Annotated in this window: 13 protein-coding genes and 1 other RNA gene; 2 read left to right on the top strand and 12 right to left on the bottom strand. The window is 42.7% G+C overall.

Annotated features, from left to right (window positions below):
- Position 1: 1 nt before the first annotated feature.
- From C6H00_RS04380 to ffs, 11 genes are all read right to left on the bottom strand, one after another.
- Complete coding sequence (locus tag C6H00_RS04380; RefSeq protein WP_104749819.1) at positions 2 to 550, bottom strand: MotA/TolQ/ExbB proton channel family protein; 549 nt, start codon at positions 548 to 550, stop codon at positions 2 to 4.
- 2 nt (positions 551 to 552) lie between these two features.
- The gene (gene atpC, locus C6H00_RS04375; protein WP_104749818.1) at positions 553 to 915 is read right to left on the bottom strand and encodes an ATP synthase F1 subunit epsilon; all 363 of its coding nucleotides are present in this window, start codon (positions 913 to 915) and stop codon (positions 553 to 555) included.
- Positions 916 to 924: 9 nt separating this feature from the next.
- The gene (gene atpD, locus C6H00_RS04370) at positions 925 to 2349 is read right to left on the bottom strand and encodes a F0F1 ATP synthase subunit beta (protein WP_104749817.1); all 1425 of its coding nucleotides are present in this window, start codon (positions 2347 to 2349) and stop codon (positions 925 to 927) included.
- 9 nt (positions 2350 to 2358) lie between these two features.
- Positions 2359 to 3252, bottom strand: coding sequence for an ATP synthase F1 subunit gamma (gene atpG / locus C6H00_RS04365; RefSeq protein WP_104749816.1), 894 nt, complete (start codon positions 3250 to 3252; stop codon positions 2359 to 2361).
- A 1-nt stretch (position 3253) separates the two neighbouring features.
- Positions 3254 to 4759 (bottom strand): F0F1 ATP synthase subunit alpha, encoded by a 1506-nt coding sequence (gene atpA, locus C6H00_RS04360; protein ID WP_104749815.1) that lies wholly within the window; start codon positions 4757 to 4759, stop codon positions 3254 to 3256.
- Positions 4760 to 4777: 18 nt separating this feature from the next.
- Positions 4778 to 5296, bottom strand: a complete 519-nt coding sequence (locus tag C6H00_RS04355) for a F0F1 ATP synthase subunit delta (RefSeq protein WP_104749814.1) — start codon at positions 5294 to 5296, stop codon at positions 4778 to 4780.
- Positions 5293 to 5805, bottom strand: coding sequence for a F0F1 ATP synthase subunit B family protein (locus C6H00_RS04350; RefSeq protein WP_104749813.1), 513 nt, complete (start codon positions 5803 to 5805; stop codon positions 5293 to 5295). Before C6H00_RS04350 ends, C6H00_RS04355 begins: the two co-directional genes overlap by 4 nt.
- Before the next feature lie 9 nt (positions 5806 to 5814).
- The gene (locus C6H00_RS04345) at positions 5815 to 6240 is read right to left on the bottom strand and encodes a F0F1 ATP synthase subunit B family protein (RefSeq protein WP_104749812.1); all 426 of its coding nucleotides are present in this window, start codon (positions 6238 to 6240) and stop codon (positions 5815 to 5817) included.
- Between the two features lie 44 nt (positions 6241 to 6284).
- On the bottom strand, positions 6285 to 6914 hold the full coding sequence (locus C6H00_RS04340; RefSeq protein WP_104749811.1) for a biotin--[acetyl-CoA-carboxylase] ligase: 630 nt from the start codon (positions 6912 to 6914) through the stop codon (positions 6285 to 6287).
- Positions 6914 to 7816, bottom strand: coding sequence for a methionyl-tRNA formyltransferase (fmt, locus tag C6H00_RS04335; protein ID WP_104749810.1), 903 nt, complete (start codon positions 7814 to 7816; stop codon positions 6914 to 6916). Before fmt ends, C6H00_RS04340 begins: the two co-directional genes overlap by 1 nt.
- A gap of 33 nt (positions 7817 to 7849) precedes the next feature.
- An RNA gene (gene ffs, locus C6H00_RS04330) (signal recognition particle sRNA small type) lies at positions 7850 to 7947 on the bottom strand.
- A gap of 87 nt (positions 7948 to 8034) precedes the next feature.
- Between ffs and C6H00_RS04325 the strand changes: the two genes are divergently transcribed.
- Positions 8035 to 9381 (top strand): COG3014 family protein, encoded by a 1347-nt coding sequence (locus tag C6H00_RS04325; RefSeq protein WP_233704413.1) that lies wholly within the window; start codon positions 8035 to 8037, stop codon positions 9379 to 9381.
- A gap of 34 nt (positions 9382 to 9415) precedes the next feature.
- Positions 9416 to 10342: an LPP20 family lipoprotein gene (locus tag C6H00_RS04320; protein ID WP_104749809.1), complete on the top strand. Its 927-nt coding sequence runs from the start codon at positions 9416 to 9418 to the stop codon at positions 10340 to 10342.
- On the opposite strand, the gene C6H00_RS04315 is transcribed toward C6H00_RS04320, so the two are convergent.
- The gene (locus C6H00_RS04315; protein ID WP_104749808.1) at positions 10339 to 11187 is read right to left on the bottom strand and encodes a glycosyltransferase; all 849 of its coding nucleotides are present in this window, start codon (positions 11185 to 11187) and stop codon (positions 10339 to 10341) included. The two genes, C6H00_RS04320 and C6H00_RS04315, sit on opposite strands and share 4 nt — an antisense overlap.
- Positions 11188 to 11260 lie beyond the last annotated feature (73 nt).

Genomic DNA, 11260 nt, shown 5'->3' with positions numbered 1-11260 from the left:
TCTAGCTTTCCTTAGCAATCAGAAAATCGATTTGCATTTGAACACACACTGAAAGATCGTAAACCTTGCGTTTAAGAATTAAAAAGAAAGAGTAAGCAGGGATAGCAGTTAAAATACCCCCAGCTGTGGCTACCAAAGCCTTAGAGATGACCGGAGCGATGACATCAAAAGAAACCTGCGCACCCAAACGCCCAAAAGCATCTAAAATCTCTACCACTGTTCCAAAAAGGCCAATGAAGGGGGCTGTAGAAGCAATAATACTGAGTAACACGAGCCCGGTTGTGTTACTTTGAAGGACTTGACTCTTCCATATCAAAAGAAGTTCTTTAGAAAAACGCCCCGTACTTTCAAAAAGCTTCATAGTCAACATGCTCTGATTACCTGCCATGAGGGCTTCTAAGGCATGTTGCTCTTTAAGAATATTAGTTTTTATAGAGACATACTTGTAGAAAAACACCCACAAAGTGAGGATGAAATACAGGGAAAGAAGGGCCAGAACAGCCAAAGTAACCGGCCCGCTCTCAGAAATGAAGTTTTGTAAAGAACCCACGCTTACCTCAAACCTCGTGTTTCGATTCGCGCGATCACGCTAGAAATCGCGAGGCGATCGGAAGTCGCATCTTCTAAGAGTTTTTTAGCCTTATAAACTTCATCATCTCCCTTAATGAAAACTGCTCCATCTGCTAAAATATCCACGCTAGTATGTCTCACCTCGACATAGCCCCAACTAATAGCGATTAAACTACTTTCATGATTGCGCTCAATCTCAATCACCCCACTTTTGAGCAAGGAAACCATATTGCTATGCCCTTCCAAAACTCCAAATTCCCCCTCAACCCCGGGCAAAGTGAGGCGATCTACACTCCCAGAAAAAATTGACCCCTGAGGCACTACAATACTGACAAGTAATCCCATATTTTCCCTTTAAGAGGCGTTTTTCTTATCCTTATTTTCGCCCTTCATTTTCTCGTATTTTTCTAAGACTTCTTGAATATTGCCCACCATATAGAAAGCATTTTCTGGAATCTCGTCATATTTGCCTTCTAAGATTCCTCCAAACCCCTCTAAAGTTTCTTGAAGGGTTACATACTTGCCCGGACTGCCTGTAAACACCTCGGCCACAAAGAAAGGCTGAGAGAGGAACTTTTCTACCTTACGGGCGCGCTCCACAATCTTTTTATCCTCTTCAGAGAGCTCATCCATCCCTAGAATGGCGATAATATCCTGCAAATCTTTATATTTTTGCAAAATCTGTTGAATCCCGGTTGCCACTCTGTAATGTTCATCCCCAATCACTTGAGGGTCTAAAATCCTAGAAGTTGAATCTAGGGGGTCTACAGCTGGATAGATCCCCTTTTCAGCAATTTTACGATTAAGAACGGTGGTCGCGTCCAAATGGGCAAAAACTGATGCGGGGGCGGGGTCTGTCAAGTCATCAGCAGGCACATACACCGCTTGCACAGAGGTGATCGAACCACTCTTGGTTGAAGTGATGCGCTCTTGAAGTTTCCCCATCTCACTTGCTAAGGTGGGTTGATAGCCCACCGCTGAAGGGATACGCCCTAAAAGGGCAGACATCTCAGCACCTGATTGGGCATATCTAAAGATGTTATCAATAAACATTAAGATGTCTAAGCCTTTTTCATCGCGAAAATACTCTGCCATAGTCAGACCCGTAAAGGCGATGCGATTTCTCGCTCCTGGGGGTTCATTCATTTGTCCATAGCATAGGGCGACTTTATCTAGAACGCCCCCCTCTTTCATCTCGTGGTAAAGGTCATTACCCTCTCTGGTGCGCTCACCCACACCCGCAAAAACGGAGTAACCGCTGTGTTTATAGGCGACATTGTGGATCAACTCCATAATGATCACGGTTTTACCAACCCCAGCACCCCCAAAGAGCCCCACTTTTCCCCCTTTAGAATAGGGAGCTAGCAAGTCAACCACCTTAATACCGGTTTCAAACATCTCTGTTTTGGTGCTCTGTTGTTCAAAAGAAGGGGCAGCGCGGTGGATAGGCCAGGTCTTAGGAGCTTTGAGAGGTTCTTGATTGTCAATCACCTCTCCTACAACATTAAAGATACGCCCTAAAACTTCCTCACCTACAGGCACTTCGATCATTTTACCCCGAGCAACCACTTTTTGCCCCCGTGTGAGCCCCTCTGTCATGTCCATCGCAATGGTACGCACACGATTATCCCCCAAGTGAGCAGCCACTTCTAAGACAAGATTTTTAGCCTCCCCATCAAATTCATAAGCTATATCTAAAGCCTCATAAATGGCGGGTAGGTAGTCTTCAAACTCCACATCCACCACAGGTCCCATAATTTGTACAATCTTTCCTTCCATAGTTCTCCTTTATTTGATCGCTTCCACGCCGGCATTGATCTCAACAAGCTCAGTTGTGATCGCCTCTTGACGGGCTTTATTGTAAGAAATCGTAAGAGTGCGGACTAAATCAGCGGCATTATTGGTAGCTGTATCCATCGCTTGCATTCTCGCACTATGTTCAGCCGCCAAAGAATCCAAAAGAGCATAATACATGTTGAAGTCAATGAATTTTTTTGCCAACGCATCGAGAATGATCCCTTCTTCATCATCGGGTTCAACAACAATACCCTCTTGTTCCTGAGTGGTTACTTGTGTAAAATCTAGGGGCAAGACTTGTTGTACGCGCAACTCTTGAGAGATCATATTTTTAAAGCCGTTGTGTACAATGAGAACGCTATCTGTAAGGCCATTTAAATAGTCCTGCACGGCTCTATCAATAAATGCACTCGCCCTTTCATAATCGGGTGCTGAACTTAAATCTGTGGCTTTGTCTAAAAGATCGATGCCATTATAAGTAAAATAAGCCACACCTTTTTTTCCAATCCCGCGCAGACGCACCTTGATTCCTTGTGTGCGGTAGAGATTAATATGGCGTAACACCTCTTTGATGGTGGTCATGTTAAACCCCCCACAAAGACCTTTGTCAGCAGTTACAAAAATAATATCAATTTTTTGAATGGCATTGCGTTCAAGGTTCGCAAAATATTTACTCTCAATACCCTTAATATGACGGGCTTTAATCTTGGCACAAATATCACTCACCACCTCATTAAGTTTTTGGGCAAAGACTCGAGATCGTTTAGCCACTTCTTCGGTTTTTTTAAGCTTAGAAGTGGAAACCAATTTCATAGCTCGCGTTGTTTTTTGAGTGTTCTTAACGCTGGCAATCTTCTTACGAATATCCTTAAGACTCGCGCCCATCTTAAAAACCTAGCTTAAATTCTTCAATAGCTGTTTTGAGCATTGCTTCTAAATCTTTATCTAGGGCTTTTTTCGTGCGGATATCTTCCAGGATATTAGGATATTTAGACTCTAAAAAGGGATACAACCTCTCTTCAAAAGAGACCACCTTGTTAGCTGCCACATCATCCAAAAAGCCTTTAACCCCCGCATAGATCATCACAATCTGCTTTTCAATAGGCAGGGGGGAGTAGGGAGGTTGTTTTAACACCTCCACCATGCGTTGTCCGCGTTCTAGTTGCTTACGACTCGCCTCATCTAAATCAGAGGCAAACTGAGAAAAGGCTTGCAATTCGCGGTATTGAGCTAAATCTAAGCGTAAAGTGCCCGCAACTTGTTTTGTGCCCTTGATTTGGGCTGCCCCACCTACCCTAGAAACAGATAGTCCAACATTGATAGCTGGGCGAATACCGGAGTAAAAAAGGTCAGTTTCTAAGAAAATCTGCCCATCTGTGATGGAAATGACATTGGTAGGAATGTATGCAGAAACATCGCCTGCTTGGGTTTCAATGATGGGTAGAGCAGTCAGAGAGCCCGCACCCTTCTCATCACTCATTTTTGCTGCGCGTTCCAGTAATCTTGAGTGAATGTAAAATACATCCCCGGGGAAAGCTTCGCGTCCGGGCGGTCGTCTTAAAATCAAAGAAATCTCTCGATAAGCTACAGCATGCTTGCTTAGATCATCATAAATAATGAGAGCATGACGGCCATGATCGCGGAAGTATTCTCCAATAGTTACTCCAGTATAGGGGGCAAGATATTGCATCGCTGGAGAAGTTGAAGCGGGCGCATTGACAACCACACTATATTCCATCGCGCCGTATTCCTCCAGTTTGCGTACTACCTGCGCCACGGTGGATTCTTTTTGTCCAATGGCAACATAAATACAGATAACATCTTGGCCTTTTTGGTTGATAATGGTATCAATTGCCACGGTAGTTTTTCCAGTTTGTTTATCCCCAATAATCAATTCTCTTTGCCCACGACCAATAGGCACAAGCGCATCAATGGCTTTAATACCCGTTTGCAAAGGTTCATGGACGGATTTACGATCCATAATTCCGGGAGCTTTTTGTTCAACAAATTTAAATTCATCAGCCCGAATAGCTCCCTTGCCATCAATAGGTTCGCCCAAAGTGTTGATCACGCGCCCCATCACGCCATCGCCCACTGGCACTTTCATCAGCTGTTTAGTGCGCTTAACCGAAGTACCCTCTTTAATATTTTTACCCCCTCCAAGTACAATTACTCCAATACTGCCCTCTTCTAAGTTGGAGGCTAAACCCTTGTCGCCGGTTTCAAATTCTACAACCTCATAAGACATCACATCTTTAAGTCCATAAACCTTAGCCACGCCATCAGCATAAGCGATAACTCGACCCACCTGAGCAATATTGATGTCGGGAGCAAAATTTTCAATCCTCTCTTTAATAATACTACTAATTTCTTCAGGTTTTAATTTCAACATGCGCTCTCCTTTATAATGTTAAACCGCTTCCATAATGTGGCGTTTGAGTTGGCGAAAAAAATGCTCTTTATAAAAGGCCACCTCTACACCTAAATCAGGAATCTCCAACCTGATGCCTTCTTGTTGCACAAGTACACCCTCTAGCTTTAAGGTAATATTCAGATATCTTGCCACTTGTCTTTCTAGGGGTTCTAGGGCTTCTATCACTTGATTGCAGTAAAGATAGCCTTTGTAGATATTGCGTTGGTGTTGCACCCATGCGTAAATTTCCTGATAAATATCAGGAATGATCATCAGTCGCTTATGTTCGCTGAGCACTTCTAAAAAACGCACCAAACGCTCATCTTTATCTTCCAACCTCTCACACAAAAAAGCCTGTTTACAGCTACTAGGGTAATAAGGAGATTCTAAAAACTCTACAAAATCAGTGCAGGTATAAAGAGACTTTAAGTTCTCCAAAACCTCAAGGATGTACTCTACATTGTTTACAAAGCTCTCCCTAAGAGCACGGGCATATTTTTTAGCAACAAGACTCATCCTGCAGCCTTTTCTAAGAGATGCACATAAGTGGGGGTTTCAAAGCTGACTTGATCGGAGGCAAAAAGCTTCTCAAGTACTTCATCTATAACAGCCTGCTGGGTTTTCAAAGCTTCCTTATCTTTCCTATCTTGCTGTTCTTTAAGCAACTTCTCAATCGCGTTCTTAGTTTGCTGTTCATATTTTTGTGTAAGCAAGAAAGCTTCTTGCTTGGCATTGGAAACAATCTGACTAGCCTCTTGTTTAGCCATTTCTAGGGCTTTGATCGCATTTTCCTTTTCACTTTTAATTGTCTGAAGTTGTTCTTGCAGAGCGTTGAGACTGCCTGCAATTTTTGCACGCCTATCTTCTAATAGTCGCTTTAGAGGACTGCTAATGGCGTACCACACTATCCCCAAAAATAAAAGAAAATTGACACTCCTGAGCACAATGTCTGTATGCGCAATCCCATGTGTCCCGGCCCCCCAACACGCTCCCACGAATAAAAAACCAAATAAGAGTAATCGCATCAGGTTATCCTAAATCTGAGTTATTTTTTGTTTCAAAGACGCTTCCAGTAGTGGCAAATTTTGAGACAATTCTAAAGCAAGCTCACCTCTACTATTTTTCAAACCTTGAATGAAAACCTCCAACTCCTTATTCAAAGCTTCCTCTTTTTGAGTAACAACACTCTCATAATCGCTTTTGGCTTTGTGCAGAGCTTCTTGGAGAATTTTATGCGCCTGGGCACGGGCTTGTTTGAGCTGTGTTTTAGCCTCCTCTTGCAAAACAACAATTTCGCGACTCGTTTGATCCACAAAAGAACCATCTTGATCCATAGCCTTTTTGCGCGCATCCATGTTTGCTAAAATGGGCTTGTAAATCCACATATGAGAGAGCCACATCAGGATCAAAAAACTCACAAAAACAACCAACATTAGGTACACATTGATGGAAATATCCATACGCCTCCCTTGAAAATCGCTATCTTAACAAAGCTTAGCTTAAATCACCTAGCCTCGTAATAAACTCTATCTCCAATTTGTAGTCCCCCATCTTCTAACACCTGCGCTTGATCCAAAGACACTTTGACTCCATTATGATGAAAGGAGTGCCCCTGATGGTGCGCTTTAAATTCTAAGCGATACGCTTCAATGATCTCTTGCCAGCTTAAACGCGCTTCTGTCTGTGCTAAAAACGCTTCTAAGAGCAAATTTTTATCCAAAACCCCCAACGCGCCATAGCGGGTATCTTGAAGATTAAGACCAATGCCACAAATCAAGTTTTCTTGCACAATCTGACTCATAATCCCCCCCACCTTGCACACTCCCTTGTAAAGATCGTTGGGCCATTTGAGCCACACTTCTTGGCCTAAAGCTTGTAAACTTTGTTTAAAGAGAAATCCAAAATAGATACTCCAACTTTGTCTAGGCACATCGCTTGCAAGCGCACTCAAAGCAACACCAAAAGAAAAAGTTAAGCCATCTTGCACGCAATCCCATGTGCAACCCCGACTCCCCACCCCAGCACTTTGCTTTTCAGCCACCACACACAAAGGCAAATCCACAAGCCCATGTTTGACTTGTTCTACTAGGTATAGTTGTGTGGAAGGGAGGGTTTCAAAAGTTACAACTTGCATCAGTTAAGGATAGCCCCGGGTTTTAAACGCTTCCCACTCAAATAAGCCTTGGCACTCAGACGCGCCTTTCCGGGTGCCTGCAAGCTTGTAATTTTTAAAGTGCCTTGAGCACAACCCACAAGTATCGCTTCTTCATCAAAATCTAAAATACAGCCCGGTGTGTGGGTTTTCTCTGTTTCTATGAGTTCTATATCCAATAATTTAAGACCGCTGGCTAGAAAAATCCCCGGCCACGGGTAGTAGGCTAAAGATTTCAAAAAAATCGCCTTAGCTGTTGTAAAATCTACTAAGCCTGCTTGTTTGGTGATTTTGGTGCAATAGGTGGCTTGAGCATGATCTTGGGGAGTAGGTTTTAAAGGGTGGCGTAAAATGTCTGCGAGCAATTTAGCTCCCAAAGGGGCTAACATAGACCCTAATTCTTGAGCATTGACATAACGATCTCTTGGCAGGCATGCTGAACCTAAAATATCCCCCGCATCCATTTGAGCGTCCATCCTGATCACACTTACTCCAAAGGTGGGCAAGTCATTTAAAATCATCTCTTGCATAGGCGATGCGCCCCTGAATTGAGGCAGGAGCGATCCATGTAAATTCAGACATGGAGCTAGATCAAGAAAAGATTGGGGCAAAATCTTGCCATAAGCCACTACAACAATAGCATCCGGCTTAAGAGAATGAAGAATCTGGCACATAGAATCGTCTAATTTTGCAGGCTCAAAGATAGGAATATCGGGGCGGACATGTTGCAAAAATTCTTTAGTAGCAGCGTGCTTGAGGATTTTTTGACGACCAAAAGGCTTACTAGGCTGGGTACAAAGGGCGAGAATTTCAAAATTCTCTTTTAGCAAATGATCTAAAACAATCCGAGCAAAAGGGGGAGTTCCCATAAACACTAAACGCATGCAACTTCTTAACTAAAGCTTAAAGAGGATAACCTCCTCTCAGATGACTAAGGCACACAAAAAGCTAGGCTACTCTGCTGTGTTCCCACCCTGAAGCGTTGTCCTAACATCTCATTGCATAGGTCTAAGAAGAGGCCTGATAACTTTAGTGGAATTTTTCTTACATTCTGATAAAATGGCGCAGAGGAGATTTTGTGAGAGCACTGCATTTTATATACTTGTCCGTTGTCATTTTTTTGGGCATAGGTTGTACGGGGCATCGTTCCGAGTTTGAGTATTTCACCAAGGCTTATTATACCCCTTTGGAAATGCAAAATGCCTATGATTTTGCCAATAAAATGAGTCTTAAAGATCGCAAGGACGGGTCTTTATGGGATTTGCAAAAAGGCGTGAGTGCGCTGATGTTAGGGCAGTATCAAAATTCTATTAAGGCACTCAATCTGGCCGAAAAGAAATTTGACCGCTACATCAATCTTTTTACAAAATCTGTAGGGAATGTGGGGGCGGTGTTGGTGAATGACAATGTCAAGACTTATACCGGTAACATCTATGAAAGCGTGTTAATGAACTATTATAAGGCTATTGACTATCTCATTTTGCAAGATAGGAAAGACGCATGGGTAGAATTTAACCGCGCTAATGACAGACAAAGACGCGCCAAAGAGTTCTACCATAAACAGATTGAAAAAGCAGTGGAGAGAATGCGCAATGAAGGCTCTTCAAAATTGAGCGCAGACACCTCAGCATCTAAGGTTAATGAGGTTTTAAGTGAAAATTACTCTAACCTAGCTCGTTTTACAGCTTACAACAACTTGATTAATCCCGCTGTATCCTATCTTTCTGGATTGTTTTTTTCTTTGAACAACGATCCTTCTAAGGGTATCGATTACCTCAAAGAAGCTTATGGCATGAGTCATTCCACCATGATAGGTGAGGATATCTTATTTTTCCAAAACCCCACCGATCAAAAATTCACTTGGATTTTTATAGAGGATGGCAAGCAAGCCAGCAAACAGGAATTTAAAATTAGTCTTCCTGTTCCCCTTCCAAATGGCGTATACGCTGTGAGTTTAGCATTGCCACAACTTGTAGATGGAGTGGATTTTCATTCCAGTTTTTCCTTGCATGCAGGAAGACATCATAAGAGATTCGAACAGCTGGTGATGATAGACGGACTTATTGGAAGCGAGTTTAAAAAACAGCTTCCCTATGTGCTCACGCGTGCTATCACTTCAGCAGTATTAAAAATGGGCTTAGAGGCTGTCTCTAATCAATTTTTAGGCGTTTTTGGAGGGCTTTTTTCTTCCATTTATGCTGTAGCAAGCACCTCAGCAGACATTAGAATGCCTAGCGTGTTTCCTCGCAGAATTTATTTCACACGCCTTAACAATGTTGTCAATGAATCTGTGCATATCCAGTCTCAAGGGCAAGACCTTTTTAACTTTACTTTTCGATTCTGCCACCCCAATGCGCCACTTCCTCCCAATACACTTTGTTCTAACAAGCACAACATTCTCTATATGCGGAGTTTTTATTACAACAATGTGGTCAATGTGCTTTGGTAGAGAATATGCTAAAATCTACTAAAAAGGAGTTTTTATGTTAGTTAGAAGTATGCGACTTTCTTTGATATTTGCCCCTCTCTTGCTTGGTGCTACGCCTCCGGACTGGTATCAGAATTTTAATGGCAATCCGGCGTATTTTTATGGATATGGCTCAGGTGAAAACAAACAGATAGCCAAAGAAAAGGCTCTCAATGATTTAGCAAGCAGCATTGTTGTTAATGTTTCTTCCACAACAACTAGCAATACGACTCGCATGAACAAGACCTTGGACAAGCGTTCTTCTCAGAATATCAACTTAGTGGTTGATTCTATTAAGTTTGTCAATGTGAAGGTAGACAAACAGGAATGTACACACCATCTCTGCTACACGCGCTTAAAACTCGATAAAAACATGTTTCTTAACACGCTAACAAAGCGTTACAACAATCTGTACAATGGTCTGAGTGCATTGCATCCCCTCGAAGGTTGCAGAGGCATTTTCCTCAAAGAGATGCAAAAGCTCATAACCGGTATCAATAAAGCTCTCCCCTTACAAGAGTTGCTCAATGCTTATGGTCTTAGCGTTGCATCTTTGACTCCCTATCAAAATCTTCTCAAAGAAAATAGCCCGCACCCAAAAGCGCGTATCGTCTACGCCCCCGGTTCTGATGAAGAGATTGCTGATGCACTCACAGGCCAGTATGCGCGCTTTGTCCAACAAGATGAAGGTTCTGGTCTCTATAGCATAGAGAATAAAATTTATCAAAGCAGTGCCAATGGGCAGTTCCACATTGGGCTCAATTTAAATATCAAGAATTGTCAGGGCAATATTATCTATTCTAAACAGCTTAGTGCCGATCAGTCCAGTCGTAGTGCGGCCATTGAACGCATTAAAGCGCAGGTATTTAAACAACTTAGAAACTACCAACAAGGTGTAGGCGCGGGTACAGCCGATGTTAATTCCGATCAAATCGATTTTTAAACAGGGGGGTCTTTCCAACTGATTTTTTTGCCCAATAGGGTCTTGGTGTGAAGAATGTGGTTGGCGTGAGCGTTATGACGGCTGTTTTCTTGATGGTGGATGTGGTAAGCTAGCGCGCAAAAGCGCAACTTTTTAGCCTCTCCCCCATTAAAGAGAAAGCGCGCTACAAATTCGCTATCTTCACCACCCCAACCGACAAAACCCTCATGGAATCCTTCTATGGCATCAAAGTCTGCCTTGCTAAAACTCATATTCGCGCTTCTTACCCATTTGATCCCATCGCGCCAAATTTCAGCTTTGTCTAACAACTTGCGTTGGTGTGTCCGACAAGCGACTAACCTAGCAAGAAAAAGCGAACGGGAATTTTTCCATGAGCGTTTGTTGTAAGCGAGTGTAAAATCCATGCACTCAAGAAGAGTGGTGCTCTCTTGAGCATTGAGAGTGATTCGAGTGCCCTGCAACAAAAGTTTAGGGCGAGCAAAATAAAGATGATCGTAAATGAACATGGGGGAGAGAATCATGTCTGTGTCGATAATGATTACATATTCTGAACACACTTGTTTAATCGCATTATTACGACTCTTGGCAGCCCTAAATCCTAAATCCTCTTGCCAAACATGCTTTAAAGACAAGAATTTTTCTTGGAAGAGAGGTTGATAATTTTGAATCAAAACACGGGTTGACTCCGTGCTTCCATCATCAGCAATCAATACTTCATTTGGCAAACACGCCAACCCAAGCACAGAATCTAGCACCATTGATAAGCGTGCTTCTTGGTTATAGGTGGTGATCACAAGTGCCACAGAGTGAAAATAAGTCTTCTTGAACGCTAGAGGCGCATCCACGCTTATTACCTTTCTAAAATGATCGCCAATTATAAGGAAAAAAGGCTATAATGGGCTGAATGTTATTTTTGAA

This window comes from Helicobacter cynogastricus, from assembly GCF_900197855.1.
Lineage (GTDB): Bacteria > Campylobacterota > Campylobacteria > Campylobacterales > Helicobacteraceae > Helicobacter > Helicobacter cynogastricus.
The sequence above is the reverse complement of the archived record's forward strand: the minus strand, read 5'-3'. Positions and strand labels throughout refer to the sequence as shown.